The sequence below is a fragment of the Methylobacterium litchii genome, from assembly GCF_038442315.1.
In the GTDB taxonomy this organism is placed as follows: Bacteria; Pseudomonadota; Alphaproteobacteria; order Rhizobiales; family Beijerinckiaceae; genus Methylobacterium; species Methylobacterium litchii.
The window spans coordinates 1-26,273 of record NZ_JBBXMY010000005.1 but is presented as its reverse complement, the minus strand read 5'-3'; the positions used below and the strand labels follow the sequence as shown (position 1 = coordinate 26,273).

The window sequence follows — 26,273 nt, the reverse complement described above, 5'->3', positions numbered from 1 at the left end:
ATCGGATTGCGGGCACGGCGTCATGACTATTGCCGCCGGTCTCAACGGGCCTGATCGGAAACGGGGCGGCGCTCACCCGGGTCGCACGCTGCCGCGACGGCGCGGAAGATCCGGTCCGGGGCGAAGGGCGTGGCGGTGAGGCGGGCGCCGGTGGCGTCGCGGATCGCGTTGCCGAGCGCCGCCGCGACCGGATTGAAGGGCGATTCGCTCATCGACTTGGCCCCCAGCGGCCCGACCGCATCGTCCGTCTCGGCGAACAGCACCCGCGTGTCCGGGACGTCGCCGCAGGCGGGGATGTGGTAGTTGCGGAAGGTGCGCGTCGCCACCGCCCCCTCCCCGTCCAGGGCGACCTCCTCGTAGAGCGCGGCGCCGAGCGCCTGGGCTACGCCGCCCTCCACCTGCCCCCGGCACTGCATCGGATTGATCACCACCCCCGCATCGGCGGCGTGAACGCTCGTCAGGATGCGCACGGCCCCGCTCACCGGGTGGACCGCCACCCGGAAGGCCTGGACGTTGAAGGCGACCGAGCGCGGGCTGCCGTTCGACCGGCCCGACGCCTCCAGCGGCGCGAGGTCTTTCAACGGGATGACGCCCTTTGGCGTCTCGACGGCGCCGTCCGCGAGGCGGCATTCCTCGGGCGTCGCGCCCGTCCGCTCGGCCGCCCGCGCGCGGATCGCCCCGGCCAGCGCCAGCGCCGCCCGGTGGACCGCTTGGCCCGCGACGACGGTGCCGGTCGAGCCGTAGGCGCCGGTATCGTGCCCGACCGCATCGGTGTCGGCGGCCTCGATCCGCACACGCGCCGGGTCGGCCTGGAGCGCCTGCGCGACGAACTGGCGATGGACCGTCTGGCTGCCGTTGCCGAACTCGGCGGTGCCGGTGCGGAGCCGGTAGGTGCCGTCGGGCAGGAGCGCGGCGAAGGCCTCGGCGTGGTGGCCGCGCGGGGGAATCGTATCGAGCATCGCCATCGCCATGCCGGTCCCGACGCGCCAGCCCGGCTCGGGCGCCGGGCCGGGATCCTCGGCGAGCGCCGCCTGCGCGAGGTCGAGGCACTGGTCGAGCCCGTAGCTGCCGAACACCACGTCGTGCGGGTGCAGGCTGTGGGCGATCAGCGACTCGCCGGGCTTTACGGCGTTGATCCGGCGCAGGGCGAAGGGATCGACGCCGAGCCGCCGCGCCATCTCGTCGAGGGCGGATTCGAGGGCGAAGATCGTCTGGCTCAGGCCGTAGCCCCGGAAGGCGCCGGCCGGCGGGGTGTGGGTGTGGACCGCCCGCCCCACCACCCGCTTGTTCGGGCAGGAATAGGCCGCCAGCACCTCGTTGCAGCCGTGGTGGAGCACGCCGCCGGCATGGTTGCCGTAGGCGCCGGTGTCGGAGAGCACGGCGAGGCCGAGGGCCGTGAGCCGCCCGTCCCGCTTGGCGCCCACCGTCACCCGCACGCTCATCGGGTGGCGGGTGGTGGTGGCCGCGAACTGCTCCTGCCGGGTCAGCTCCCACTTCACCGGGCGGCCGGTTTTGAGGACGGCGAGCGTCACAAGATCCTCGGTCAGCATCTCCTGCTTGCCGCCGAAGCCGCCGCCGACCCGCCCGCACACCACGCGGACCTCCTCGCGGGGCAGATCGAACAGGGCGCAGAGGGCATCGCGGGTCAGGAACGGCACCTGCGTGCTGGTGCGCAGGGTGAGGCGCCCGTCCGCCTCGCGCCAGCCGGCGCAGCCATGGGTTTCGAGATGGGCGTGCTGCACCCGCTGCGAGGCGAAGGTCTCCTCGTAGACGAGATCCGCCTCGCCAAGGCCGGCGGCCACGTCGCCGACCTCGCCGCGCACCTCCGCCGCGAGGTTGGTCTCGCCGTGGACGCGGGGCGCGTCCGGGTCGAGGGCGCGGGCGGGGTCGAGCAGGGCGGGCAAGACCTCATAGGTGACGCGAAGGGCCCGGCAGCCCGCCTCGGCGGCGGCCTCGGTCTCGGCGATCACCGCCGCCACGCGCTGGCCGGCGAAGCGCAGGACGGGATCGAGCACGAGCGTGTCGGCGGCGTCGTCGCGCGGGTCCTCGTGGCGCCCGGTGGAGAAGCGGCGCGGGGGCGCGTCCTCGTGGGTCAGGACGGCGACGACGCCCGGCACGGCGCGGGCGGGGCCGGTGTCGATGGCGACGATCCGTGCATGGGCATGGGGCGAGCGCAGCACCTTCAGGTGCAGCATCCCGGCCTCGGGGATGTCGAAGGTGAAGCGGGCGGTGCCCGTCACCACCAGCGGCGCCGCCGGGGCCGGCACGGAGCGGCCGACGCACGCGCCCTCCGGCGCCTCGACGCGCGCAACGCCCGCGATAGCGTCGCGGATCGCCCCGTAGCCGGTGCAGCGGCAGAGGTTGCCCTTGAGGGCGTCGCCGAGATCCTGGCGCCGTCCCTGGTCCAGGGCGGCGGCGGTCATCACCATGCCGGGGGTGCAGAAGCCGCACTGGAAGCCCTGGGCGGCGACGAAGGCCGCCTGGACCGGATGGGTCGGTTCGCGGGCTTCCCCCGGCCGGCACGGGCCGGACAGGCCCTCGATGGTCGTGACCTCGGTGCCCTCGGCGCGGAAGGCCGGGACGAGGCAGGAATGGACCGGCTCGCCGTCGAGATGCACGGTGCAGGCGCCGCAATCGCCCGCGTCGCAGCCCTTCTTCACCCCGAACCAGCCGGCCTCGCGCAGGACGGTGCGCAGGCATTGGCCGGGGCGCGGGTCGGCGTCGTGCGCGTGCCCGTTGACCGTCAGCCTCACGCCCGTGCCTCCGTCAATTCGGCCAGGATCTCGCCCGCGAAATGCAGGGTCATGTGCCGCCGCCAGTCGGGGCGGCCATGGACGTCGTCGTAATACAGGCCCCCGGGGATCGCCGCCTCGACCGCGTGCAGCAGGTCGTCGCGCTCAGGGGCGCGGGGGAAGGCGAGGCGCAGGGGGCGCGGCACCGAGGCCGTGACCGTGAGGGCGAAGGCCCCGTCCGCGCCGAGCGTCCCGATGAGGAGCGCCCCCGAGCGCCCGTGCGGGCTGAGGCTGATCCGCCGGAAGGCGGTGCGCCGGGACAGCGCCGAGGCCGGCAGGGTGACGCTGCGCAGGATCTCGCCGGGGGCGAGGGCGTTGCGCTGCGGCCCGATCACCACCTCCGGCACCGTGAGGCGGCGCTCGCTCCCGTCCGGCGCCCAGAGGAGGCAGGTGCCTTCGAGGGCGGTCGTCAGGGCGATGATCGGCCCGGCCGGCAGGGCGAGGCAGAGGTTGCCGCCGACCGTCGCCCCGTTCCACACCTTGAACGACCCGAGCAGCGACCGGCAGCATTGCCGCACCAGCGGCGCGGCGATCCAGGCGGCCGGGAGGTCCAGCCGTTCGAGGGCGGCGACGGTGCAGGTGGCGGCGAGGGTCAGCCCGTCCGATCCGGATTCGTGCGCCGGCCAGCCGAGGCCCGTCAGGTCGATGAGGCGGCGCAAGGCCGGCTGCGGCTCGGAATAGAGCCACGTGCCGCCCGCGAGCCACGCATCGCCCTCGCGCCAATCCGGCATCTCCGACCGGCTGCGGAGCCGGATCGTGGTCTCGATCGTGTGCAGGTCCATGGTGTCCCAGGGGATGGTGTTTGGGACCCCTTGGCAAGTTGCTTGCCGCCAACCCGGCCTCAGGCGCGGAACATCCGGCCGACCTTGCGCACGGCGCGGGCCGAGCGGAACCACAGGGTCCGCTCCATCCGCCGCTGCACCTGGAGGGCAACCTCCAGCTTCGCCCCAAGATCGACGCGCTCCGCGTCCCCTGCCGCACGCTCCTGCGCGCGGTCCGCCTCTTCCTGCTTCAGGAGCGCGGCGAGGCGGTCACGGTCGCCGACGATGCCATCCCGATCGGCCGCGATCCGATCGCGGTCGGCGGCGAGCGTTTCGCGCTCGAGGGCCAAAGTGTGGATGTGGCGGTCGCGCTCCTCAATCCCGCGCAGGCCGAGGGCGTCGATCCGGCCGGCCCACTCGCGCAGCGTGGCGAAATGCTCCGGTGCGTGCGCCTCCTCGTACAGGGTTTGGAGGGCGAAGAGGCGGAGCGCCGGCCGGTCGAGCCCGCTCGCGAGGCGGGCGAGGCGCAGGGGCAGCGGCTCCCCGGGATGGGCGATCTCTGCGGGTTCGAAGACCTCCGTGAACAGCGCCTCGTCCATCCCCCTGAAGCGGTGCAGGACCATCGCGTGCTCGAATCCGTCGCGCAGCCGGGCCTCCGGGCTCGGGGCACTGGCATTGGCGAGGCCGTCGCGGATGCGGAACGCGGTCAGGCTGTCGGGCAGGACGTGGATGGTCTGCCCGGCCATGAGCATGCGGATCCACATGTCGAAATCCTGCAGGTTCGTCAGCCGCAGGTCGTAGGCGCCGGCGGCCTCGTAGGCCTCACGGCGGATCATCGCGGTGGGCGCGCAGACCGTGTTGTGGTGGAAGAAGAAGAACCGCAACCAGCTCCGCCGGGAGAAATCGGGGAAGCGCAATGGCGCGGAGAAATCGTTGTAGCCTCCCGTCGGCAGGCCCGCCTCGTCCACCGGCCGCGGCATCCCGAAGACCAGGGCGACGTCGGGATGCGTGTCGAGGAAGCCCACCTGCCGCCGCAGGCGGCCGGGCAGCGCCCAATCGTCGGAATTGAGGATCGCGACGTAGCGCCCACGCGCCCGCGCCACAGTCGCGTTCATCGCCGCGGAGATGCCCCAGTTCTCTGGACAGCATTCGAGCCGGATGCGCGGATCGGTGAAGCCGCGCAGGATCTCGGCGGTGCCGTCGGTCGAGCCGTCGTCGGTGACGACGATCTCGAAATCCTGGAAGGATTGGGCGAGCACGCTCTCGATCGTCTGCCGGACATAGGGCGCGTGCTGGTACGACTTCACCAGCACCGAGACGGTGGGCGCCGCCCCCGGCGTGGCCGGCACGAGGGGCGGCAGCGGGGCGGGATCGGCCCGGCGCAGGCCCTGCTCCTCCCACCAGAGCGGACGGATGGCGAGGGCCTCCGCGTCGGCGCCGGCAAGGTCGAGGCTCTCGTGCTCCATCTCATCCCAGAAGGCGCGCAGGCGCTCGCGCCCCCAGAGGTAATGCTGGCCGAAGCCTTGCTCGCGGTCGGTGCGGCCGAGCCGCTCGGCCTGAATCGCCTCCCGCGTCGCGTTCCGCTCGAAGCCGAGATGCTTGTAGTGCCAGAGTTGGAGGGTATCGCGCGGGGGCAGGACGAGGTCGCCCACGGGTGCCGCCGCGTGACGGCCCGGCCCGAAGCCGGTCTCCCGCAGGGCTTCGGGCTTGAAGACGCTGAGCTTGTTGAACGCCACACGCGGACGCCCGCGCGTGACGCGCTCCACGAGCAGCCCGGAATCGTCGGGCATCTCCGCGTGGTTCAGGTCGAAGCCCAGCGCTGGGATCAGGGTGACGCCCCGATCCGCCTCGTCCGCGAGGTAATCCGCCATGGCGCGCCCCGGCACATGCAGGTGCTCGTCGATTGCCGTCACGACGATCCAGTCGGCCCGGTGGCGGCTCTCCTTCCACGCCTCGTTCTGCATCGCCCGGTGAGAGAGCACGAAGGACTCGGGATCCGTGCGGGGGAAATCGCGCAGCTCGACCTTCGGGTGGGCGCGCAGGATGGCGCGGGAGCCGTCCGTCGAGCCGTCGTCGTAGACGACGTAGCGGTCGACGAAGGGATCGTAGTGGCGGAAGAAGAAGCCGAGCATGTCGGCCTCGTCCCAGCACAGGGTGTAGAGGTGGACGACCGGCCGCGTCATGGAACGGCGATTCCCCTGTAGCCGCCGATGTCGCGGCGGACGATCCTGGCCGGGTTGCCGAGGGCGAGGCCGCCGTCCGGCACGTCCTTCGTCACCACCGCGCCCGCGCCGACCACGGCATTCGCGCCGATGGTGACTTCCGGCAGGATCGTCGCCCCCGCGCCGACGAAGGCGCCCGTCCCGAGGCGGACATGGCCCGCGAGCACGGCGCCCGGCCCGACCGAAACATACTCCCCGCCCCGGACGTGGTGCCCGAGGCTCGCCCCGCGATTGATGAAGACGAAGGCGCCGAACACGCTGCCGGAGCCGAGGCTGCATCCGGCATTGACGTAGGAGCCCGGCCCCAAGTTCAGATGGCGCGGGGCGGCGACGCTCGGGTCGATCAGCGTGAGCGGCCGGCTGAAACCCCGCCGCGCGGCCTCTCCGGCCGCCGCGTGCCGGTGGCCCGGCGTGAACAGCGGCACGAGAAAGGGCAGGTCGCGCTCTGCGTCCGCGATCTCCTCCGGCGCCAGGATTCGCGCGCCCTCCGGCAGATGCACCGCCCCCGGATGGTTGGCGATGCCGGCCACGAGCGGCAGGCCCGCCCGGTACAGGCTCTCCTCGACGTCGACCACGATGGGCGAGCCGATCCCGTAGAGAATCACCCCGCGCAACGCAGGCACTCCCGGATCGTCCCGGCGATGCGGGCCTCGTGGCCGGTCGCCACCTCGGGCTGGATCGGCAGGCTAAGGAGGCTGCCGGCCAGGGCATCCGTGACCGGCAGGGGAGTGCGAGCGCCCTCGGCGAAGGCCGGGTGGCGGTGGAGGCCCGGCGCATAATGCACCGCCGTGCCGATCCCCGCCGCGTCGAGACGGCGTTTCAGCCCGTCCCGGTCGGGAACGGTGATCGCGAACTGGTGGTAGACGCTACCCGCGCCCTCCGGCGGAAGACCGATCCCGGTTCCGTCGAGGAGCTCTCGGTAGCGGGCGGCGCTCGCCCTGCGCTCGGCGTTGCCCTCCGCGAGATGCGGCAACAGGGCGAGGAGCATCGCCGCTTGGATCTCGTCCAGGCGGGAATTGAAGCCGATTCCCCCGCTGACCCGCTCGCCGCCCGCGAAACCGTAATGGCGCAGGCGGCGCAGGCGCTCGGCCAGGGCCGGATCGGCGGTGACGACGGCGCCGCCGTCGCCGATGCCGCCGAGGTTCTTGGTCGGGTAGAACGAATACGCCGCCGCGTGGCCGAAGCTGCCGAGCGCCCGGTCGCCCAGGGCGGCGCTGTGGCTCTGCGCGCAATCCTCCACCACGGCGAGCCGGTGCCTGTCCGCGAGCGCCATCAGCGCGGGCATGGCGGCCGGGTGGCCGAAGAGATGGACCGGCACGACGGCGGCAGTGCGCGGGCCGATGGCCCCTTCCGCCGCCGCCGGGTCGATGCAGCGCGTGGCTTGATCGACCTCCACGAAGACCGGGCTCGCGCCGCAATGCAGGATCGCCTGCGCGGTGCCCGCGAAGGTCAGCGCCGGCAGCAGCACCTCATCGCCCGGCCCGATTCCCAGCGCCCGCAGTGCCAGCGCCAGCGCGTCCGTGCCGGAGGCGACCCCGACGCAATGCGCGACGCCCGCCGTCTCCGCGAAGGCGGCCTCGAAGGCGGACACCAACTCGCCCAGAATGTAGGAGGGGCCGGAGAGGACGCGGGCGACCATCGCATCGATCTCCTCCCGGAACCGTGCGATCCGCAGCGGCGGCGCCGCCTGCGGAATCATGCCGGGCATAGGGCTCGGGTGATGCCGGTGCGCGGACGGTCGAAATGGCGCGTGTCCTCGTAGCGCTCGGAGGCGCAGACGAGGAGCGCGGTGCCCGGCGCGAACTCCTTCAACACGATGAGGACGCCGGCCCGGATCCACAAGGCCTCGTCGCGGCCGTCGAGGCGCACGGAGCGGCGGCTCTCGCCGTTGTCGATCTCGATGGTGACCGCCCCGCTGATGACGCTGATCAGCTCGTCGCAGGAATTGGCATGTCCGCCGCGAGCCGGCCCCGGACCGTCCACCGTGATGACGAAGACGCGTTTTGGGCAGAACGGAACGTTGCCGAATTCTTCGAAGGAGACGAGATTGCCGCGCGAATCACTGTGTACGACCTGCGGCAAAAGGTCGACGCCCGCGATGATCTCGCTCCGGATCATTTCTTGTCTTTCCGGCGAAAGTAATTTGCCGGTTAGACTACATATTCACGGGCTTGTGTACAATTGCCAATCTCTCCCGCCTTTTAGCGGGATAATTGCCTGGATGACTCTGGGAGGGTCTTGCAGACGGCGGCCGGGAGGGCCCGGCCGCCGTCTGGGCGTCAGTTCAGCTTCAGGTCGTAACGGTCGAGGTTCATCACCTTGTCCCAGACCTTCACGAAGTCGCGCAGGAAGCGCTCCTGCCCGTCCGTGCCGGCATAGACCTCGGCCACCGCGCGGAGCTGGGCGTTCGCGCCGAAGACGAGGTCGCAGCGGGTCGCCGTGTACTTCGTCTCACCGCTTCCCCGGTCGTCCAGGGTGAACGCCTTGCCCGCGCCGTCCGTCTTCTTCCACTCGTAATCCATGCTGGTCAGCACGGTGAAGAAGTCGTTCGTCAGCACCCCGACCCGGTCGGTGAAGATGCCGTGGGTCGAGCCGTCGTGGTTCAGGTTCAGCGCCCGCAGGCCGCCCGTCAGCGCCACCCATTCGGGGGCGGTGAGCGCCAGCAGGTGCGCTCGGTCGAGGAAGACCTGCTCCGGCGAGACCCGGCCTTGCGTGATCCGGTCGAAGCGGTCGTCCACGTAGTTGCGGAACCCGTCCACCACCGGCTTCAGCCACTCGAAGCTGTCGGCGTCGGTCATCGCGTCGGTGGTGTCCATCCGCCCCGGCGCGAAGGGCACCGCGACCGAGGACCCGGCGTCGCGGGCGGCCTTCTCCACCGCCGCGCAGCCGCCGAGCACGATGAGGTCGGCGAGCGACACCTTCTTGCCGCCGCCGGCCCGGCCGTTGAACCCGGCCATGACGCCCTTCAGGGCCTCGATCACCGGCATGGCCCGGCGGTTGATCGCCCAGTCCTTCTGCGGCGCCAGCGCGATGCGCGCCCCGTTCGCTCCGCCGCGCTTGTCGGTGTTGCGGTGGGTGGAGGCCGAGGCGAAGGCCGCGTAGGCGAGGTCCGACACGGAATGCCCGAGGCCGAGGATCTCCTGCTTCAGGGCGGCGATGTCACCCTCGTCGATCAGCGGGTGATCGACGGCCGGGATCGGGTCCTGCCACAGCAGATCCGGCTCGAGGGTCTTCTCCGGGCCGAGGTAGCGCTCCTTCGGACCCATGTCGCGGTGGGTGAGCTTGTACCACGCCTTGGAGAACTGCAGCGTGAAGTAGTCGAAGTCGTTCAGAAACTTCAGGCAGATCTCGCGATAGACCGGGTCGGTCTTCAGCGCGATGTCGCTCGTCATCATCATGAGCGGGTGGGTCTTGCCGGGGATGTGGGCGTCCGGCGTGCGGGGCGCGTCCGGGTCCTCGGGCTCCCATTGCAGGGCGCCGGCCGGGCTCTTCGTCTGCTTCCATTCGAACTTGAAGAGGTTCGTCAGGTAGTCGTTGTCCCACTGGGTCGGGTTCGGGATCCACGAGCCCTCGATGCCGTTCGTCATCGTGTTCTCGGCCGCGCCCGTGCCCTGCGGGTTGTGCCAGCCCAGTCCCATCGCCTCGATGGGCGCGATCTCCGGCGGCGGGCCGATCCTGTCCGCCTTCACCATGCCGTGGCTCTTGCCGAAGGCGTGGCCGCCCGCGATCAGCGCGACGGTCTCCTCGTCGTTCATCGCCATGCGGGTGAAGGTCACGCGGATGTCCCGCGCCGAGCCCATCGGGTCGCCGTTGGCGTAGGGCCCTTCCGGGTTCACGTAGATCAGCGCCTGGTGGGAGGCCGCGAGAGGGTTCTCCAGGTCGTAATCGGGATCGCCGTTCTGGCCGCGCCAGCGCTTGTCGCGCGTGACCATGCTGTCGGGGGATTCGATGTTGTGCGGGTCCCACAGTTCCGGGCCCCAGTAGGTGGCGTTGTCCGCCTCCCAGGCGTCGCGGCGGCCGCCGGCGAAGCCGTAGGTGGGCAGGCCCATGATCTCCAGGGAGATCGTGCCGGTCAGCACCATCAGGTCGGCCCAGGAGAGGGCGTTGCCGTATTTCTGCTTGATCGGCCAGATCAGGCGGCGGGACTTGTCGGTGTTGCCGTTGTCCCACCACGAGCTGATCGGGGCGAAGCGCTGCAGGCCCTCGCCCGCGCCGCCGCGCCCGTCGGCGATGCGGTACGTGCCGGCCGAGTGCCAGGCCATGCGGATCATCTGCGGGCCGTAATTGCCGTAATCGGACGGCCACCACGCCACCGAGCTCGTCAGGAACGCGCGGATGTCGGCCTTCAGCTGCTCGTAGTCCAGCGCCTCGAAGGCGGACTGGTAATCGAAATCGGCCAGCGGGTTCGCCTGCGGACCGTTCTGGTGGAGCATCTCGACGCGCAGGCGGTCGGGATACCAGTCCTCCAGGGTGGGCGGCGACGTCTGGGCCCCCCCGATACGGTCGCCGCCGAAGGGGCATTGGCCCGCGAGAACGTCCTTATAGGTTTCCATGCTTCGTTCCCCGTTCACTCGCCGTCAGTTTTAGGGCGAGATGCGGGTCCGTCACGGAAGCGGAGCCATACGTCGCATCATATTTAAGGATGCGCCCGGCGCAGCCGCATCACCGCCCGGTCGAGGGCGCCGAGGAAGGCGGAGCGGTCCCTGGCCGAGAACGGCGGCGGGCCGCCCGTCACCGCGCCGGCTTCCCGCAATTCCTGCATGAGGTTACGGGTGGCGAGCGCCATCCCGACGGAGGAATCCGTGAACGCCTTGCCGGTGGGCGAGAGGGCGCTCGCCCCCGCCTTCACGCAGCGGCTCGCCAGCGGCACGTCGGCGGTGATCACGATCGAGTGTGGGCCCGCGCGCTCGGCGATCCAGTCGTCGGCGGCGTCGAACCCGTCCGACACGATGACCCGCTCGATCCACGGCTCGCGCGGCACGTTGAGGAAGCTGTTGGCCACCACGTAGACGTGCAGGCTGTAGCGCTCGGCCACGCGGTAGGTCTCGGCCTTCACCGGGCAGGCATCGGCGTCGATGAAGATCGTGATCGGCTGCGGCACGGCTACGCCCTCCTGCAGGCGCGGGCCGAGTCGAGAAGATCCCGCGCCGCTCGGACGAACAGACCGTCCGAGCGGCTGAACCCATCGAGGATCGAGAAATGGTCGGCGCCCGGCACCGGCAGCAGCGCCCCCGGCGCGTGGGCGGCGGCGCGCAGGGCGTGGAGGCAGCGGGCGTCGTGGACGAGGGCCGGCAATTCGCGGCTGCCATAGGCGAGCGTCATCGGCTTGTCCATCACCGGCAGGCGCAGGGGCGAGAGCGTCGCGATCTCCTCGTCCGTGAGGGACAGCTTCTCGTTCAGGTAGGTGTCGCGGATCGGGGCGAGGTCGTAGACGCCGGAGATGGCGAGCGCCGCCGCCACCGCCCGGTGCCCGAGATGCAGGGCGGCGAGATGCCCCCCCGCCGACCAGCCGGAGAGGATGATCGGCCCGCCGATCCCGTGGGCCTTTCCCTCCTCCGCGAGCCAATCGAGGGACGCGCCGATCTCGGCGGAGATTTGAGTGAGGCTCGCCTCGGGGGCCAGGGTGTAGCCCGGCAGCGCCACCGCCCAGCCGGCGGCGTTCAGCCCCTCCGCGAGGCCGGCGAAATCGGCGCGGGCGTTGCGCTGCCAGTAGCCGCCATGGACGAAGACGAAGCAGGGCGCCTGCGCATCCGCCACGGGGAAGAGGTCGAAGCCGGTGCGCTCTCCTTCCGCGTAGGGGATGTCGAGACCGGCCGGGTGCGCGCCCCGGTAGCGCGCGGCGGCCGCGTTGCGGGTGGCGATCCGTTCCGCGCTGTCGGCGACAGCGTTGGTGTTGTCGTAGCTCGCGTCCCGCGCCCGCTGGTCGAGGCGCGGCCAGTCGAGTCGGGGATCGCGGGGCGTCGGGTCGTCGAGGACGAAGGTGGTCATCGGGTCTCGCGGGCTCAGGCGGCGGCCTTCTCCATGTAGCGGCGCCAGCCGCCGAACCCAGTGATGTCGGTGGCGCCGACGAGCCCCGCCGCCTCGCACAAAAAGCCCTTCGGCGCCGTGCCGTCGGCGAGGCGCACGGTGCCGATTCCCAGGGGCGCCGGGATGCCGGCCACGAACTCCCCGAAGCCGGCGGGCGGGAGCGCCCAGACCTCCGTCGCGATGGCGCCGCCGCCCTCCCCCACCCGCACGAGGCCCGGCCGCTGCGGCGGGCCGCCGGGCAGGGCATGGAGGCGGTACTCCGGCGCGGTCTCCGCCGCGCGGAGGAAGCGGGCGCCGCGCCCGGTCAGTTCGTGGTTGAGCGGCAGGCCGGAGAGATGCGCGCCCACCACGACGAGTTCGATCTCGCCGGGCAGGGCCCGCGCCGGCTCGTCCTCCACGGGCGGCACCGGCGCGCGGCTCGCGCCGATCCGCTCGGCCGAGGCCGCGTGCAGCCGCGCGCCGAGGGCGGCCAGCAGCCCATCCGCCCCACGGGGGCCGATGAGCGTGATGCCAGCGGGAAACCCGTCAGCGCGGGCGCGGCCCGGTACGGCGAGGGCGCACCAATCGAGCAGGTTCACGAAGTTCGTGTAGGTGCCGAGTTCGCTGTTCGGCCCGATCGGATCCGCTTCCAGGGCGGCACGGGTCTGCGGGCGCGGATAGGTCGGCACGCACAGGACATCGACCCGCGACCAGACCGCGTCGGCGGCCCGGCGCAATTCGTTGAGGCGGTAGAGGCCGGCGAAGGCGTCGGCCGCCGCGTGGCGGGTCGCCGAGCCGATCACCGTCCGCGTCGTCGCGTGCAGGATTTCCGGCCGCGTCTCCATCACGGCGCGGATCGCTTCGTAGCGCTCGGCGACCCACGGGCCGTCGTAGAGGAGGGCCGCCACGGCGAACATCGGCGCTAGGTCGATCTCGGCGGTCTGTCCGGCGATGCCTTCGAGGTCGGCCATCGTCCTGGCGAAGGCGGTCTCGGAGAGCGCATCGCCCCCGAAGCGCAGGCCGGCGGCGTTGGGCACGCCAAGGCGCAGGCCCGGCGGCAGGCCAGCGGGGACGGGCGCCACCGGCAGCGGACGCGACCACGGGTCGGCGGGGTCGAACCCGGCCATGACGCGGAAGGCGGCATCGGCATCGGCGACCGTGCCGGCGAAGACCGAGAGCGTGTCGAGGGTGCGGCAGGCCGGCAGCATCCCCCGGCTCGACACCGCCCCGAGGGAGGGCTTCAGCCCGACCACGTTGTTGAGCCCCGCCGGGACCCGGCCGGAGCCCGCCGTGTCGGTGCCGAGCGCGAAGGCGACGATCCCGTGCGAGACCGCCACGGCCGAGCCGCTGCTCGATCCCCCCGGCACATAGGCCGGGTCGATGGCGTTGCGCGGGACGGGATAGGGCGTGCGCACCCCGACGAGGCCGGTGGCGAACTGGTCGAGGTTGGTCTTGCCGATCAGGATCGCCCCCGCCGCGAGGAGCCGCGCCACGGCGGGCGCGGTCTCGGTGGGGGTGAAGGCGAAGTCCGGGCAGGCGGCGGTGGTCGGCAGGCCCGCCACGTCGATGTTGTCCTTCACCGCGAAGGGCACGCCCCACAGCGGCTTGGCCTGCGGGTCGAAGGCGCCCAGTGCCTCGGCGGCGGCCAGCGCCTCCGCCTCCGGTACCAGCGCGAGGAAGATGCCGGGATCGTCGATCTCCGCGAGCCGGCGATAGGCCTCGGCCACCACGGCGCGGGGGTCGAGCCCCCCATCATAGGCCGCGTGCAGCGACGGGATGGTCGGGAAGGGAGGCAACGGGAAATCCATCAGGCGGCGACCGTCGCGGTGCGCGGGGCGTGGTGGCTGTGCAACTGCGCGGCGAGCATCCGGCGCAGGTCGTTGAAGGCCGGGCTCGACACGTCCCGGCGGCGCGGCAGGTCGACCTCGTGGACGGCCTCGATCCGGCCGGGGCCGGGGGACATCATCACGATGCGGTCGGCGAGGAAGATCGCCTCCTCGATGGCGTGGGTGACGAACAGGATCGTCAGGCCCGTCCGCGACCAGAGTTCGAGCAATTCGTCCTGAAGCCGCTCGCGGGTCATGGCGTCCAGCGCCCCGAAGGGCTCGTCCATCAGCACCACCTCGGCCTCGTTGGCCAGCACGCGGGCGATGGCGACGCGCTGCTTCATGCCGCCGGACAGCTGGTGCGGATAGGCATCCGCGAAAGCCTGGAGGCCGACGAGGGAGATGTAGCGCTCGGCAGTCTCCCGCACCTCGGCGGTGGGTCGCTTGCGGGATTTCGGGCCGAACCCGATGTTGTCGCGCACGGTGAGCCAGGGGAACAGGCCGTAATCCTGGAACACCATCCCCCGGCTCGGTCCGGGGCCGGGGATGGGCTTGCCCCACATCAGCGCCTGCCCGGAGGTGGGCGCCTCGAAGCCGGCGGCGACGCGCAGCAGGGTCGACTTCCCGCAGCCGGAGGCGCCGAGCAGGCAGACGAACTCGCCCCGCGAGACGGTGAGGTTCGCCTCGCGCAGGGCCTCGGTGGTGCGCCCGTTGGCCCGGTAGGTCTTGCCGACCGCGCGCATGTCGAGGATCGGGACGGTGGGATCAGCCATGGGACGGGCTCCAGGCGAGGAGTTTGCGGCCGAGGCGCATGACCAGCCAGTCCGAGACGAAGCCCGCGACGCCGATCACCGCCATGCCGCAGATCACGATCTCGGTGCGGGAAAGCTGACGCGCCTCCATGATGATCGCGCCGAGGCCGGTCTGGACGCCGGTCATCTCGCCGACCACGATCACCACCCAGGCGAAGCCGAGGCCGAGCCGCAGGCCGGTGAAGATCGACGGCAGCGCCGCGGGCAGCACCACCCGGGCGAATTGCGCCGGCCCGGTGCAGCCGAGCATCGCCGCCGCCTCGAACAGGCGCGGCTCCACCGAGCGCACGCCGAACACGGTGTTGACGAGGATCGGGTAGAACGCCCCCAGGAACACCAGGAAGAAGGCCGAGCGCGGCCCGAGGCCGAACAGGATCATCGCCAGCGGCAGCCACGCCGTCACCGGTACCGGCCGCAGGATCTGCAGCACGGGGTCGAGCAGCGCCCGGACCACGGGCACCCGGCCGATCAGCAGGCCGAGCGGCAGGGCCGCCGCGGCGGCGAGCGCGAAGCCGCCATAGACGCGCATCAGCGAGGCCGAGAGATGCGTCCAGAGGGTGCCGCTGAAGGCGTCGTCGTTCACGCCGCCGATGGCGAGGTCGCGCATCTCGGCCCAGACCTCGGCGGGCGGCGGGATCAGGCTGTAGGGCCGGCCCGCCGTCGTGATTTGCCAGATCGCGACGAGGATCGCCGGCACCACCAGGGCGAGCCCGGCCCGCGCCAGCCCGCCGCCGAGGGCGAGCCGCGCGGGCGCTGGCACGGAGGCTCGGGCCGGCAGGGCGGGGGCGTCGATGCCGGTGCTCATGCCCGGCTCATCGCATCGACGAACCGGGTGTCGATGAAGCCGGGCTCGGGCAGGCGCTTGATCTGCTTCAGCGCCAGCATGTGCTGGGCATAGGCGCCGGCCTGCCGCACCTCGTCCGGCCCGAGGCGCCACGTCAATTCGACGTTCGGCGCGGAGAGTTCCAACGCCTCGCGCTTCTGGCCGAGCTTGGCCACCGCCATGGCGATCATCGCCTCGCGGTTGCCGGCCGCGAACTCCGTCGCCTTGCGATGGATGTCGAGCATGGTGCGCACCATGTCGGGGCGCTCGGCCAGGGTGTCGCGATGGGCGCCGAACACCATGTTCAGCGCGCCCATCTCGGTGCCGTAGGGGTATTCCACCAATTGGCCGACGCCGGAGGCGAGGCTGACGCCGGGGGCGGGCTCGGCACCGACATAGGCGTCGACGTCGCCCCGCGCGAGGGCGATGTGCATCTCGGAGAAGGAGATCCGCACAGGCGTGATGTCCTTCACGGACAGGCCCTCCATGCGCATCCGTTCGAGGGCGAACACCTCCTGCGTGCTGCCGGGCCAGATCGCGACCCGCTTGCCGCGCAGGTCCTTGATCGCGTGGATGTCCGAACCCTTCTTGGCGATCACCGCCATCCCGCGGTTGCAGGTGGAGGCGATGACCACCAGCGGCTCACCCGCCGCCGCGCCGAGCATCGCGGATGCGAGGCCGAACGTGCCGAAATCCACCGACTTCGTGACGACGGCGTTCTTGCACTCGGTCGGGCTCTCGAAGGGCACGACCTCCACCCGCACGTTCTCGGGGGTGAAGCGCTCGTAGAAGCTCGGCGCGATGGAATGGATGAGCTTCAGGGAGCCCATCCGGATCGTGACGGGGGCGCCCTCGGCCCGCGCGGCGCGGCGAGAGAGCGGTGCGAGGGCGAGGCCGGCCCCGAGACCGGCCAGGAGAGAGCGGCGGCGGATCATCGAACGGCTCCGTGAGATTTTCGATGGATCGAAGGCTAGGTTCGCCACCTGTTGCAAGGAAGTGCTATTTTTCGAGTGACCCGTTGCCAGACGGGCAACAGGGCGGCAGGGTGGGGCCGTGAAGCATCTGCGCACCCTCGCCTACGTCACCGAGATCGCCCGCGCCGGGTCGATCCGCCGTGCCGCCGAGCGGCTGAGCATCACCCCCTCGGCCCTCACCCGGCAGATCCAGGATCTCGAATACGAGCTCGGCACCCCGATCTTCGAGCGGCTGGCGCAGGGGATGCGCCTCAATGCGGCAGGGGAACTGTTCGCCCGACACATCCGCGACCAGATGGCCGATCTCGACCGGGTCCGCTCGCAGATCGCCGACCTCTCCGGCGTGCGCCGGGGCCATGTGGCTTTGGCGTGCAGCCAGGCCTTCGTGACGCAGGTGGTGCCGGAGGAGGTCGAGACCTATCGCGCGCGCTTCCCGCTCGTCGGGTTCACGGTGCAGGTGCGCGACCACGCCCAGGCGGTGACGGCGCTTGCCACCTTCGAGGCGGATCTCGCCCTCATCCTCCAGCCCCCACCCTCGGCGGATTTGCACCCGCTCTATTCCGGGCACCAGACCCTGCGCGTCCTGATGCGGTCGGACCACGCCCTGGCGGCGGAGCCGGGGCCGGTGCGCCTGCGCGACTGCCTCGGCCACGCCCTCGCCCTGCCCGACCGGTCGCTCGCCATCCGCCACCATATCGAGCAGGCGCTGGCCCGGCGGGGCGTCGCGCTGCAGCCCACCGTGGAGTCGGGCTCCCTCGAATTCCTGCGCAACCTCACCCTGCGCGAGGGCGTGATCAGCCTTCAGGTGCCGAGCGGCATCCCGCAGGATCCGCGCCTACATAGCCGCCCGATCGACGGGCGAGACCTCACGCCCATGGTGCTGGTCCTGGCGCAACTGCGCGGCCGGTCCCTGTCGGTGGCGGCGGCGAAGTTCGCGGACCAGCTCGTCGCCCGCCTCAACCGGGAGGGGAGTTGAGGGGGCGTTCGGCGAAGATCGCCTTTTTCACGATGGCGTGGACGCCCCAGTTGCCGTCCACCACCTGCGTGATGCCGAAATCGACCGCGATGGACATGAGCGAGATCGCTTCATCCTCGGTGAGGCCCTGCGCCTGCATCAGGAACTGGCGCATCTTGCGGAACGCGTCGCGCATGGCGAGGTCGAGGGACGACTTCGCGAAGATCTCCGATTGGGCGTCGGGCCCGAGGTCGCGCAGGTAGTTCGGGTAGCTGAAGCCCGAGAGGACCCAATCCTCCCCCGTCTCGATCATCGGGAAGTCGAGGCTGGCGAGGGAGGTGCCGGCGAGGTCGGCCTTCTTGTGCAGGATGAACTGGAACGTGCCGGTGAGCGAGCACTCGATGGCCGTGCCGCAGAGTTCGGAATCGCCCTGGCTCGCATGGGGATCGCCCACGGAGAACAGCGCGCCGGGCACCGCCACGGGGTAGTACATCGTGGCGCCCTTGCCGATGCGCCAATTGTCGATGTTGCCGCCGGTGTAGCTCGGCGGGATCGAGTTCACCATGTCGGCCTCGGCCGGCGCCAAGCCCATCGTGCCGAAATGCGGGCGGATCGGCAGGCGCACGCCCTTCAGCACGTCGAAGTCCCGCGTGGTGCGCGAATGGTCCACCGGCAGGCCGGGATAGTCGATGGTCGGGTGGTGGACGCCGTTCGGGTCGGTCACGCCCGGCCAGCGGAAGTTGTAGGCGGCCCGCGCCCAATCGCGGCGGCCGGTGGCGTCGATCTCGTAGATCGTCACGACCTCGCGGGGTTTCTCCCCAGTCAGCAGGTCCTTGTAATGGTAGCCCCACCACGCCGCCGCGTTGCTGCCGAAGGCGAGGCCCTTGAACTTCGGGTTGGCGCAGGGGCGCGGCGCCACGTCGAGGATGCGCACCTCCAGCACGTCGCCGGGCTCGGCACCCCGGATCGCCACCGGCCCGGTGCAGATATGCACGCCGAGCCCGCCGCCCGGCCCGAGCTTGGCATCGTCCGGGCCGGCGCCACGCCGGGGGACGCCCTTCTTCTCCTTGGTCCAAAGGAAGACGCTCTCCGCGCCGGGATCGCCCTGGACCATCCGCTCGGCGTCGTCGTTGGCGTGGTGGGTCAGGGTCTCGATGGTGACGAAGTCGCCGGATTCGATCTCGACCTGGGGCTTCAGGTTCTTGGAGAAGTAGCCCCAGTGGATCGTGTCGGCATTGGCCGGCAGGTGGTAATGCGCCGTCCGGCCGGCGGCGGCCTTGGCGGCGCTCGCCTGGGCCAGCGCCGGGCTCACGAGGGTGGTGCCCGCCGCCATCATCGCGGCGGCGCCGCCGGTCGCGGCGAAGGTACTCTTCAGGAAGGCCCGGCGCTCGGGCGCCATATCGCGCCGGTAGCGCAGGCGGTGCTCCGCGAAGGCCGCGCAGGTCGGATCGTCACCGAGGCACATTCTCAACAAACTCCGACTGACGGGATTCCCGGCACAAATCCATGCAAGGGCGCGGCCAAGCTGCGGAACGATCCTTGCCTGCCTTGCCCCGGAACCCGGCCTCGGAGGATCGATGAGCCCCAATCCGCACCCGGCCACCCCGCCGGATCTCGACGCCTATTGCGACGCCGCCGCCGCGCTCATGGGCCTGACGATCGACCCCGCTTGGCGGGCGCCGGTCCTCGCCAATTTGCGGGTGCTGCGGGAGGCCGCCGCGCTGCTCGACGGCTTCCCCCTCCCCGACGAGGCCGAGCCGGCCCCGGTCTTCGAGGCGTGAGGTGATGTCCGTGTCGCAGGATTGGGCCACGGCCCCCGCCGCCGCCATCGCCGGGGGCGTGGCCTCCGGGGCGGTCAGCGCCCGCGCCGTCGTCGGGGCGTCCCTGGAGCGGATCGGGCGGATCGACCCCGCCGTGAACAGCTTCACCGACGTGCTGGCCGGGCGGGCCCTCGCCCGCGCCGAGGCCGTCGATGCCGCGCTCGCCCGGGGCGAGGCGCCGGGGCCGCTCTGCGGCGTGCCCTTCGCGGTGAAGAACCTGTTCGACGTCGCGGGCCTGACCACCCGCGCCGGATCGCGCATCAACCGCGAGCGGGCACCGGCCGGCCGCGACGCGGCGCTGATCCGCCGCCTCGAGGGCGCGGGCGCCGTGCTGGTCGGGGCCCTCAACATGGGCGAATACGCCTACGACTTCACCGGCGAGAACATCCACGACGGCGATACCCACAACCCGCACGACCTGTCGCGGATGTCGGGCGGCTCTTCGGGGGGCTCCGGCGGGGCGGTGGCGGCGGGGCTCGTGCCCCTGGCGCTCGCCTCCGACACCAACGGCTCGATCCGCGTGCCCGCCGCCTTCTGCGGCTGCTTCGGGCTGAAGCCCACCTACGGGCGCACCAGCCGGGCCGGCAGCTTCCCCTTCGTCGGGAGCCTCGACCATCTCGGGCCGATGGCGCGGAGCGTCGCCGACCTCGCCCTCGCCTTCGACGCGATGCAGGGGCCGGATCCCGACGATCCCGCCTGCGCCAAGCGCCCGGCCGAGCCCGCCCTCCCCGGCTTGGAGGACGGCATCGGGGGCCTGCGCATCGCCACCGCCGGGGGCTATTTCACCCGCTCCGGCGAGCCGGAGGCCTTCGCCGCCGTGGCGAAGGTGGCGGGGGCGCTGGACGTGTCCCGCGTTGTGGAACTGCCGGAAGCCGCCCGCGCGCGGGCCGCTGCCTACCTGATCAGCGCCGCCGAGGGCGCCTCCCTGCACCTCGACCGCCTGCGCCACCGGGCGGCCGAGTTCGACCCGGCGGTGCGCGACCGGCTGCTCGCCGGGGCGATGCTGCCCGCCGCCTTCATCGAGCGGGCGCAGCGCTTCCGCCGCTGGTACCGGGCAGCCATGCTCGACCTGTTCGAGGAGGTGGACGTGATCCTCGCCCCCACCACGCCCTGCCGGGCGCCGAGGGGCGGGCAGACCACCTTCCTCCTCGACGGGGTGGAGTTTCCGCTGCGGCCGAATATCGGCCTCTACACGCAGCCGATCTCCTTCATCGGCCTGCCCGTCGTCGCCGTGCCGGTCTGGCCCGATGACGGGCTGCCGCTCGGCGTGCAGGTCATCGCCGCGCCCTGGCGGGAGGACGTCGCCCTGCGGGTGGCGCGGCATCTGGAACGGGAGGGCGTGGTGCGCGCGCCCATCGCGAGGCTCTGATGGTGATCGACGATCCTGCGGTGAAGGCCGAGGTCGAGGCGGCCTTCGCGGCCTACGAGACGGCCCTCGTCACCAACGACGTGGCGACCCTCGAAGCGCTGTTCCACGACGATCCCCGCACCATCCGCTACGGCGGCGGGGAGAACCTCTACGGCATGGAGGCGATCCGCCGGTTCCGCCGGGGGCGCTCGCCGCAGGGCCTCGCCCGCGCCCTGGAGGGCACGGTGATCACTACCTACGGGCAGGACTTCGCCACGGCCATGACCCTGTTCACCCGCCAAAACGCCCCGGGCAAGGTCGGCCGGCAGAGCCAGACCTGGGTGCGGTTCCCCGAGGGCTGGAAGGTCGTCGCCGCGCATGTGAGCGTGATCGACGTCTGAGCCCCTTCAGTGGTGCCCCGCCATGTGCCGGCCGATCGTGCCGGCCTCGGCGGTGGCGCCCGGCGTCTCGTAGACGAGGCGGCCCTCCGACATCACGACGATGCGGTCGGAGAGTTCGAGGATTTCGTCCAGATCCTCGCTGATGAGCAGCACCGCCGCCCCGGCGTTGCGGGCGGTGACGATCCGCGTGCGGATCTCCGAGACCGCCGCGAAGTCGAGGCCGAAGCACGGGTTGACCACGATCAGCAGATCGACCGGATCGGTCAGCTCGCGGGCGAGCACCGCCCGCTGGACGTTGCCCCCGGAGAGCGTCGCGATGGGCGCCTCCGACGAGGCGGTCTTCACCTGGAAGCGTTCGATCAGCTCCTTGGCGCGCTTGGCCATGGCGCGCCGGTCGAGCCAGAAGGTCGGCGGGCCGGCGGCGTCCTCGCCCCGGCGGTCGAAGGCGCGGAAGGCGAGGTTTTCGGCCACCGACATGCGCGGGGCGCAGGCTTCCCGCAGGGGCTCCTCCGGGATGAAGCGAACCTTCCGGGCGCGGCTCTGCGCGCGGACCCCCGCATAGGGCTCGCCCGCGACGACCACCCGGCCACCCGCCGCGCGGATGCGCCCGCCGAGCACGTCGGCCAACTCCTTCTGCCCGTTGCCGGAGACGCCCGCGATCCCGACGATCTCCCGCGCCCGGACCCGCAGGTCGGGGATCGCGATGCGGCGCAGGCCGGAAGGGTCGGTCGCCTGAAGGTTCTCGACGCGCAAAATCTCGCGGGCCTGGTCGGGCTCGCCCACGCGGCTGGCGATGGGCCGCACGACGCGCTCGCCGATCATCATCGCCGCCATCTCGGTGCGCGATACGGCGCCGACCTCCCCGCCCCCGACGAGCTTGCCCCGGCGCAAGACGCTGAAGGATCGGGCGAAGGTCTCGACCTCCCGGAACTTGTGGCTGATCATCAGGACGGTGAGGTCGCCCCGGTCGGCCATGGCCCGCAGGAGGCCCAGCACCTCCTCGGCCTCGTCGGGGGTGAGGACCGAGGTCGGCTCGTCGAGGATCAGGAAGCGGGCCTTCAGGTAGAGCTGCTTGACGATTTCGAGCTTCTGCTTCTCCCCCGCCGCGAGTTCCGCCACCGGCCGGTCGAGGTTCAGCCGGAACGGCATCCCGGCCATGAACGCGGCGAGCGCCGCCCGCTCGGCCTTCCAATCGAGGATGGCGGGGGCGTCGGCGCGGGCGATCACAAGGTTTTCCGCCCCGGTCAGGGACGGCACCAGGGTGAAGTGCTGGTAGACCATGCCAAGGCCGCGCGCCTGCGCGCCCTTCGGGTTGGTGATCTCGACCTCGCGGCCGTCCACCAGCACGCTGCCGGAGGTCGGGGCGTAGAAGCCCATCACGCATTTCACGAAGGTCGACTTGCCGGCGCCGTTCTCCCCGAGCAGCGCATGGAAGCCGCCCGCCTCGATCTTCATCGACACGTCGTCCAAAGCCGCGAAGGCGCCGAAGCGCTTCGTCATGCCGATGGTCTCGACGCCCAGCGCGCCGAGATGCGGTCCCAGGGGCGGCGCCTGGCTCATGCGCGGCACCCCATGGCGGCGATCAGTGCCGCCGAGGAGGCGACGGCGCCGAACACGCCGCCCTGCATCGTCACCATCTTCAGGGCCGCCTCGTGGTTGCCGGGATCGGTTGCGGCGGTGCCGTCCGAGACGATCACGCATTCGAAGCCCCGGTCGTTGGCCTCGCGCATCGTCGTGTGGACGCAAACGTCGGTGGTGATGCCGGTGAGGATCAGGTTGCGGATGCCCCGCTGCGTGAGGATCAATTCCAGATCGGTGGCGCAGAACGAGCCCTTGCCCGGCTTGTCGATGATCGGCTCGCCGGGGAGCGGCGCCAGTTCGGGGATGATCTCCCAGCCCGGCTCGCCCCGCACCAGCACCCGGCCGCAGGGGCCGGGATCGCCGATCCCCGCGCCGATCCGGCGGGAGCGCCAGCGCTTGTTGGCGGGCAGGTCCGCGAGGTCCGGCCGGTGGCCCTCGCGGGTGTGGATGACATGGAAGCCGGCGGCGCGCGCCGCGTCGAGCAGGCGGCCGATCGGCCCGATCGGCGCGCGGGTCAGGGCGAGGTCGTAGCCCATCGCATCGACGTAGCCGCCCTTGCCGCAGAAATCCGTCTGCATGTCGATGACGACGAGGGCGGTGTTGCCGGGCCGCAGATCGCCGTCGAAGGGCCAGGGATAGGGCTCGGCGGCGGCGTAGGTGCCGTCCGTCCCGCTCATTCGGCGGCCTCTCGGCGGTCGGGCTCGCCGTAGGCGCGGGTCGGCGCCGGGAAGCCGCAGGAGGTGCCGTCCGTGACCACCACCTGATCCTCCCAGGGCAGGCGATAGCGGCCGGCGGCGAGGTCGGTCATGTAGGTGTAGGGGCAATCCTGCGCCCCGCCCTTCACCGCCGTGTAGCCCCGGTGGCCGAACTGGTAGATGTTGTTCTCGACGCCCCAATGTCGGCGCGCCTCGCGCACCAGATCGGGCCGCACCTCGGCGGTGATGATCTCATCGACCCGGCCGGTGGTGCCGTGGGCGAGGACCGCCCCGTCGAAGTTGCAGATCATCCCCTCGCCCATCGAGTCGAACGTGCCGTCCGAGCCGCAGAGGCAGACGTTGGCCGTGACCATCAGGTTGCAGAAGGCGTTCGACTGGTTGGTGAAGCGCCAGGATTCGCGGATCGGGGCCGTGTAGCCTGCCGTGCGGATCATGATCTCGGCGCCCTTGTAGGCGGCCTCCCGTGCCATCTCCGGGAACATGCCGTCGTGGCAGATGATCAGGCCGAGCTTGGCGCCCTTCGGCCCCTCGATCACCGGGATGCCGAGGTCGCCCGGCTCCCAGGGCTCCACTGGGACCCAGGGGTGCATCTTCCGGTAGTAGAGCTTCAGCGCGCCATGGTCGTCGATGATCAGGCCGGAATTGTAGGGCATCCCGCCGGGGTTCGCCTCCATGATGGAGAAGCAGCCCCAGATCTCGTTCTCGGCGCAGGCGCGCTTGAAGGCCGCCACCTCCGGCCCGTCGAGGGTGCACAGGATCTCCGGGCGGATGTCCATGGACAGGCCGTGGAGGGCGTATTCCGGGAAGACCACGAGGTCCATTGTGCCGAGGTTGGCCCGCGCCTTCCCGACCATCGCCACGATCCGGTCGGTCTGCGCCGCGATGTCGGCGCGGGTCTCGATCTTCGGCAATTGCAGTTGCACGAGGCCGATCACCACGCCGTTTGGCGACTTGTTCAATCCACCGAGGCCGTTCATCGGCACCACTCTCACTTCGACAGGGACAGCTCGCCCGGCGCCCCGGCCAGCGCCCGGTCGGGCGAGGAGGTGGCGATCAGGAGGACGAGGGTGAGGACGTAAGGCGCGGCGTAGAACAGGTAATAGCCCTGCGAGACGCCGACCGATTGGAGCGCCGGGCCGAGCGCCCCCGCGCCGCCGAACAGCAGCGCCGCCCCGAAGCAGGCGAGCGGGTTCCAGCGGGCGAAGATGACGAGCGCCACCGCCATCAGCCCCTGGCCGGAGGAGATGCCCTCGTTCCACGAGCCCGGATAGTAGAGCGAAAGGTACGAGCCGCCGATCCCGGCGAGCACGCCGCCGAGCCCGGTGGCGACGAGGCGCACCCGGTCGACATCGTAGCCCAGCGCCCGGGCGGCGTCGGCGCTGTCACCGACGACGCGCAGGATCAGCCCGGCCTTGGTGTTGCGGAAGCCCCACCACAGGGCGACCGAGAGGGCGGCGCCCGCGAGAAACAGCACGTTCACCCGCAACGCCGCCTGCACCTGGGGCAGGTCCGACCACCCCCCGAACGGAATGGCCGGCAGCGGCGGCGCGGGGGGCTGGATGAACGGCTTGCCGAAGAAGAACGCGAGGCCGGTGCCGAACAGCATCAGCGCGATGCCGATGGCGACGTCGTTCACCTTCGGGAACTTGCAGATGTACCCGTGGAGCAGGCCGAACAGCCCGCCCGCGAGCCCCGCCACCGCCACCCCCGCCCAGGGCGAGTTCGTGAGCACGGCGGTGGCGTAGGCCGACATCGCCCCGAAGACGAGGGTGCCTTCGAGGCCGAGATTGATCCGGCCCGAGCGCTCGGTGATCGTCTCCCCGAGGCTCACGAACAGGAACGGCGTCGAGACGCGGATCGCCCCGCCGAGGATCGCCAGCGGCACGCTCCAGAGGCCGAGATCGTCGCTCATGCCGGCACCGCCTCGCGCTTCTGCGCCCACAGATGCGGGTTGAATGGCTTGAACCGGCCGTAAAGCGTCTCGCTCAGGAGCACGATGAGGAAGAGCAGGCCTTCCAGCACCAGCACCGTCGCGTCGGGCAGTTGCATCCGGCGCTGGATCAGCCCGCTCGACGCCTCGATGCCGCCGAGGAGGAAGGCCACGGGCATGATCGCGAGGGGGTTCTGCCGGGCGAGGAAGGCGACGAGGATGCCGGTATAGCCGTAGCCCGCCGCCAGGGTGCCGTTGGCGTTGCCCTGCACCGCCGCGACCTCGAAATAGCCGGCGAGCGCCGCGAAGGCCCCGCCGAGTGCCGTGAAGCCGACGATGAGCCGCCCGACCGGCAGGCCCTGGATCTGCGCCGCGCGGACGTTCCCGCCCGCGATCCGCGCCGCGAAGCCCAGCGTCGTGCGGTCCATGAGCACGTAGGCGATCACGCAGGCGAGGATCCCGCAGCCGAGGCCCCAATGGACGCCGATCACCGGCATCGGCCCGAGCATGAAGGCCTCGCCCACCGGCAGGGTCGAGGGCTTGTTGAGGCTCGCGGGATCGCGCAGCGGCCCCTCGATCAGGTGGTTCGCGAGCGCGATGGCGATGTAGGACAGGAGCAGGCTGGAGATGGTGGCGTTGACGTTGCGATAGGCCTGGAGCCAGCCCACGGCGCCGATCCAGACGGCGCCCGCGAGCATGGCCGCGCCGGCCATCAGCGGCACGGCGAGGAGGGCGGGCAGGCCGGCGAGGGGCTGGGCGGCGGCCGCCGCCGCGAGGCCGCCGAGCACGATGGCGCCCTCGCCCCCGATCACCACGAGGCCAAGCCGGGCGGGCAACGCCACGCACAGGGCGGCGAAGAGGAGGGGCGCAGCCCGCTGCAGGCTGTTGCCGAGCGCGAAGGGCGAGCCGAACCCGCCCCGCCAGACGATGTCCACGAGTTGCAGGGGCGACTTGCCGAGGGCGGCCAGGAACAGCCCGAACAGCAGGAACCCGACGAGGGCGGCGCCGACCGGGATGGCGAGGGCTTCGCACCGCCGGGCGAGCCATGCGCGCAGGGGCAGCGAGGTCCAGCCGCGCGGCCTGTCGGCGGCGAGCTTCGAGGGGGCGGCGTCCGCAACCACGTGTTCAGGTTCCTCCGCGCTTCGTGCGGGCCGGCGGCGCAGAAACCGTGCCAGCCGCGCCTAGATGTTTGATCCCGGGGTTTGATGGTGCACTCTTCACGTCGGAGTGGAGGGACGCGCTATGGGCCAGGTTCTTCACGGCAGCGCCACGACGACGGAGGCGATCCGTCGAGCGATCCAGCATA

23 protein-coding genes are annotated in these 26,273 nt (G+C 71.6%); 4 read left to right on the top strand and 19 right to left on the bottom strand.

Features of this window, described 5'->3' with window-relative positions; translation table 11 throughout:
* Positions 1 to 41: 41 nt before the first annotated feature.
* From AAHF99_RS11185 to AAHF99_RS11125, 13 genes are all read right to left on the bottom strand, one after another.
* Positions 42 to 2,753: a molybdopterin-dependent oxidoreductase gene (locus AAHF99_RS11185; protein WP_342164370.1), complete on the bottom strand. Its 2,712-nt coding sequence runs from the start codon at positions 2,751 to 2,753 to the stop codon at positions 42 to 44.
* On the bottom strand, positions 2,750 to 3,574 hold the full coding sequence (locus AAHF99_RS11180; protein ID WP_342164368.1) for an FAD binding domain-containing protein: 825 nt from the start codon (positions 3,572 to 3,574) through the stop codon (positions 2,750 to 2,752). Before AAHF99_RS11180 ends, AAHF99_RS11185 begins: the two co-directional genes overlap by 4 nt.
* 59 nt (positions 3,575 to 3,633) lie before the next feature.
* Positions 3,634 to 5,736 (bottom strand): glycosyltransferase, encoded by a 2,103-nt coding sequence (locus AAHF99_RS11175; protein ID WP_342164366.1) that lies wholly within the window; start codon positions 5,734 to 5,736, stop codon positions 3,634 to 3,636.
* Positions 5,733 to 6,380: a DapH/DapD/GlmU-related protein gene (locus AAHF99_RS11170; protein ID WP_342164700.1), complete on the bottom strand. Its 648-nt coding sequence runs from the start codon at positions 6,378 to 6,380 to the stop codon at positions 5,733 to 5,735. The genes AAHF99_RS11175 and AAHF99_RS11170 overlap by 4 nt, the downstream gene beginning before the upstream one ends.
* Positions 6,377 to 7,483, bottom strand: a complete 1,107-nt coding sequence (locus AAHF99_RS11165; protein ID WP_342164365.1) for a DegT/DnrJ/EryC1/StrS family aminotransferase — start codon at positions 7,481 to 7,483, stop codon at positions 6,377 to 6,379. The genes AAHF99_RS11170 and AAHF99_RS11165 overlap by 4 nt, the downstream gene beginning before the upstream one ends.
* Positions 7,471 to 7,893 (bottom strand): sugar 3,4-ketoisomerase, encoded by a 423-nt coding sequence (locus tag AAHF99_RS11160; RefSeq protein ID WP_342164364.1) that lies wholly within the window; start codon positions 7,891 to 7,893, stop codon positions 7,471 to 7,473. The genes AAHF99_RS11165 and AAHF99_RS11160 overlap by 13 nt, the downstream gene beginning before the upstream one ends.
* A 161-nt stretch (positions 7,894 to 8,054) precedes the next feature.
* A complete protein-coding gene (gene katG / locus AAHF99_RS11155) occupies positions 8,055 to 10,328 on the bottom strand; it encodes a catalase/peroxidase HPI (RefSeq protein ID WP_342164363.1) in 2,274 nt (757 codons plus the stop codon).
* 83 nt (positions 10,329 to 10,411) lie between these two features.
* Positions 10,412 to 10,876: a YaiI/YqxD family protein gene (locus AAHF99_RS11150; RefSeq protein WP_342164362.1), complete on the bottom strand. Its 465-nt coding sequence runs from the start codon at positions 10,874 to 10,876 to the stop codon at positions 10,412 to 10,414.
* A 2-nt stretch (positions 10,877 to 10,878) separates the two neighbouring features.
* Positions 10,879 to 11,763, bottom strand: coding sequence for an alpha/beta hydrolase (locus AAHF99_RS11145; RefSeq protein WP_342164361.1), 885 nt, complete (start codon positions 11,761 to 11,763; stop codon positions 10,879 to 10,881).
* A gap of 14 nt (positions 11,764 to 11,777) precedes the next feature.
* Positions 11,778 to 13,589, bottom strand: coding sequence for an allophanate hydrolase (gene atzF / locus AAHF99_RS11140; protein ID WP_342164360.1), 1,812 nt, complete (start codon positions 13,587 to 13,589; stop codon positions 11,778 to 11,780).
* Positions 13,589 to 14,380 (bottom strand): ABC transporter ATP-binding protein, encoded by a 792-nt coding sequence (locus tag AAHF99_RS11135; protein ID WP_342164358.1) that lies wholly within the window; start codon positions 14,378 to 14,380, stop codon positions 13,589 to 13,591. The genes atzF and AAHF99_RS11135 overlap by 1 nt, the downstream gene beginning before the upstream one ends.
* Positions 14,373 to 15,224, bottom strand: a complete 852-nt coding sequence (locus AAHF99_RS11130; RefSeq protein ID WP_342164357.1) for an ABC transporter permease — start codon at positions 15,222 to 15,224, stop codon at positions 14,373 to 14,375. Before AAHF99_RS11130 ends, AAHF99_RS11135 begins: the two co-directional genes overlap by 8 nt.
* Positions 15,221 to 16,177: an ABC transporter substrate-binding protein gene (locus tag AAHF99_RS11125; protein ID WP_342164356.1), complete on the bottom strand. Its 957-nt coding sequence runs from the start codon at positions 16,175 to 16,177 to the stop codon at positions 15,221 to 15,223. The genes AAHF99_RS11130 and AAHF99_RS11125 overlap by 4 nt, the downstream gene beginning before the upstream one ends.
* Positions 16,178 to 16,295: 118 nt before the next feature.
* On the opposite strand from AAHF99_RS11125, the gene AAHF99_RS11120 reads away from it, so the two are divergent.
* Positions 16,296 to 17,192 (top strand): LysR family transcriptional regulator, encoded by an 897-nt coding sequence (locus AAHF99_RS11120; protein WP_342164355.1) that lies wholly within the window; start codon positions 16,296 to 16,298, stop codon positions 17,190 to 17,192.
* On the opposite strand, the gene AAHF99_RS11115 is transcribed toward AAHF99_RS11120, so the two are convergent.
* Positions 17,173 to 18,636, bottom strand: a complete 1,464-nt coding sequence (locus tag AAHF99_RS11115; RefSeq protein ID WP_342164353.1) for an acetamidase/formamidase family protein — start codon at positions 18,634 to 18,636, stop codon at positions 17,173 to 17,175. The two genes, AAHF99_RS11120 and AAHF99_RS11115, sit on opposite strands and share 20 nt — an antisense overlap.
* 112 nt (positions 18,637 to 18,748) lie before the next feature.
* On the opposite strand from AAHF99_RS11115, the gene AAHF99_RS11110 reads away from it, so the two are divergent.
* From AAHF99_RS11110 to hpxZ, 3 genes are read left to right on the top strand one after another with little or no spacing between them, the layout of a single operon-like run.
* Positions 18,749 to 18,952 (top strand): DUF4089 domain-containing protein, encoded by a 204-nt coding sequence (locus AAHF99_RS11110; protein ID WP_342164352.1) that lies wholly within the window; start codon positions 18,749 to 18,751, stop codon positions 18,950 to 18,952.
* A gap of 4 nt (positions 18,953 to 18,956) precedes the next feature.
* A complete protein-coding gene (locus AAHF99_RS11105) occupies positions 18,957 to 20,360 on the top strand; it encodes an AtzE family amidohydrolase (protein ID WP_342164350.1) in 1,404 nt (467 codons plus the stop codon).
* Positions 20,360 to 20,740, top strand: a complete 381-nt coding sequence (hpxZ, locus tag AAHF99_RS11100) for an oxalurate catabolism protein HpxZ (RefSeq protein ID WP_342164349.1) — start codon at positions 20,360 to 20,362, stop codon at positions 20,738 to 20,740. The genes AAHF99_RS11105 and hpxZ overlap by 1 nt, the downstream gene beginning before the upstream one ends.
* A gap of 6 nt (positions 20,741 to 20,746) precedes the next feature.
* On the opposite strand, the gene AAHF99_RS11095 is transcribed toward hpxZ, so the two are convergent.
* From AAHF99_RS11095 to AAHF99_RS11075, 5 genes are read right to left on the bottom strand one after another with little or no spacing between them, the layout of a single operon-like run.
* Complete coding sequence (locus AAHF99_RS11095; protein ID WP_342164348.1) at positions 20,747 to 22,300, bottom strand: ABC transporter ATP-binding protein; 1,554 nt, start codon at positions 22,298 to 22,300, stop codon at positions 20,747 to 20,749.
* A complete protein-coding gene (biuH, locus tag AAHF99_RS11090) occupies positions 22,297 to 22,998 on the bottom strand; it encodes a biuret amidohydrolase (RefSeq protein WP_342164347.1) in 702 nt (233 codons plus the stop codon). Before biuH ends, AAHF99_RS11095 begins: the two co-directional genes overlap by 4 nt.
* The gene (locus AAHF99_RS11085; protein ID WP_342164345.1) at positions 22,995 to 24,014 is read right to left on the bottom strand and encodes a formamidase; all 1,020 of its coding nucleotides are present in this window, start codon (positions 24,012 to 24,014) and stop codon (positions 22,995 to 22,997) included. Before AAHF99_RS11085 ends, biuH begins: the two co-directional genes overlap by 4 nt.
* Before the next feature lie 11 nt (positions 24,015 to 24,025).
* Positions 24,026 to 24,949, bottom strand: a complete 924-nt coding sequence (locus AAHF99_RS11080) for an ABC transporter permease (RefSeq protein ID WP_342164344.1) — start codon at positions 24,947 to 24,949, stop codon at positions 24,026 to 24,028.
* A complete protein-coding gene (locus AAHF99_RS11075; protein WP_412759871.1) occupies positions 24,946 to 26,088 on the bottom strand; it encodes an ABC transporter permease in 1,143 nt (380 codons plus the stop codon). The genes AAHF99_RS11080 and AAHF99_RS11075 overlap by 4 nt, the downstream gene beginning before the upstream one ends.
* Positions 26,089 to 26,273 lie beyond the last annotated feature (185 nt).

Excerpts from the sequence above, each read along its gene's own strand:
- AAHF99_RS11115 (WP_342164353.1), bottom strand. The coding sequence starts at position 18,636 with ATGTGCCTCGGTGACGATCCGACCTGCGCGGCCTTCGCGGAGCACCGC.
- AAHF99_RS11175 (WP_342164366.1), bottom strand. The coding sequence starts at position 5,736 with ATGACGCGGCCGGTCGTCCACCTCTACACCCTGTGCTGGGACGAGGCC.
- atzF (WP_342164360.1), bottom strand. The coding sequence starts at position 13,589 with ATGGATTTCCCGTTGCCTCCCTTCCCGACCATCCCGTCGCTGCACGCG.
- biuH (WP_342164347.1), bottom strand. The coding sequence starts at position 22,998 with ATGAGCGGGACGGACGGCACCTACGCCGCCGCCGAGCCCTATCCCTGG.
- katG (WP_342164363.1), bottom strand. The coding sequence starts at position 10,328 with ATGGAAACCTATAAGGACGTTCTCGCGGGCCAATGCCCCTTCGGCGGC.
- AAHF99_RS11085 (WP_342164345.1), bottom strand. The coding sequence starts at position 24,014 with ATGAACGGCCTCGGTGGATTGAACAAGTCGCCAAACGGCGTGGTGATC.
- AAHF99_RS11180 (WP_342164368.1), bottom strand. The coding sequence starts at position 3,574 with ATGGACCTGCACACGATCGAGACCACGATCCGGCTCCGCAGCCGGTCG.
- AAHF99_RS11145 (WP_342164361.1), bottom strand. The coding sequence starts at position 11,763 with ATGACCACCTTCGTCCTCGACGACCCGACGCCCCGCGATCCCCGACTC.
- AAHF99_RS11080 (WP_342164344.1), bottom strand. The coding sequence starts at position 24,949 with ATGAGCGACGATCTCGGCCTCTGGAGCGTGCCGCTGGCGATCCTCGGC.
- AAHF99_RS11105 (WP_342164350.1), top strand. The coding sequence starts at position 18,957 with ATGTCCGTGTCGCAGGATTGGGCCACGGCCCCCGCCGCCGCCATCGCC.
- AAHF99_RS11125 (WP_342164356.1), bottom strand. The coding sequence starts at position 16,177 with ATGATCCGCCGCCGCTCTCTCCTGGCCGGTCTCGGGGCCGGCCTCGCC.
- AAHF99_RS11130 (WP_342164357.1), bottom strand. The coding sequence starts at position 15,224 with ATGAGCACCGGCATCGACGCCCCCGCCCTGCCGGCCCGAGCCTCCGTG.
- AAHF99_RS11095 (WP_342164348.1), bottom strand. The coding sequence starts at position 22,300 with ATGAGCCAGGCGCCGCCCCTGGGACCGCATCTCGGCGCGCTGGGCGTC.
- AAHF99_RS11135 (WP_342164358.1), bottom strand. The coding sequence starts at position 14,380 with ATGGCTGATCCCACCGTCCCGATCCTCGACATGCGCGCGGTCGGCAAG.
- AAHF99_RS11165 (WP_342164365.1), bottom strand. The coding sequence starts at position 7,483 with ATGCCCGGCATGATTCCGCAGGCGGCGCCGCCGCTGCGGATCGCACGG.
- AAHF99_RS11160 (WP_342164364.1), bottom strand. The coding sequence starts at position 7,893 with ATGATCCGGAGCGAGATCATCGCGGGCGTCGACCTTTTGCCGCAGGTC.
- AAHF99_RS11110 (WP_342164352.1), top strand. The coding sequence starts at position 18,749 with ATGAGCCCCAATCCGCACCCGGCCACCCCGCCGGATCTCGACGCCTAT.
- hpxZ (WP_342164349.1), top strand. The coding sequence starts at position 20,360 with ATGGTGATCGACGATCCTGCGGTGAAGGCCGAGGTCGAGGCGGCCTTC.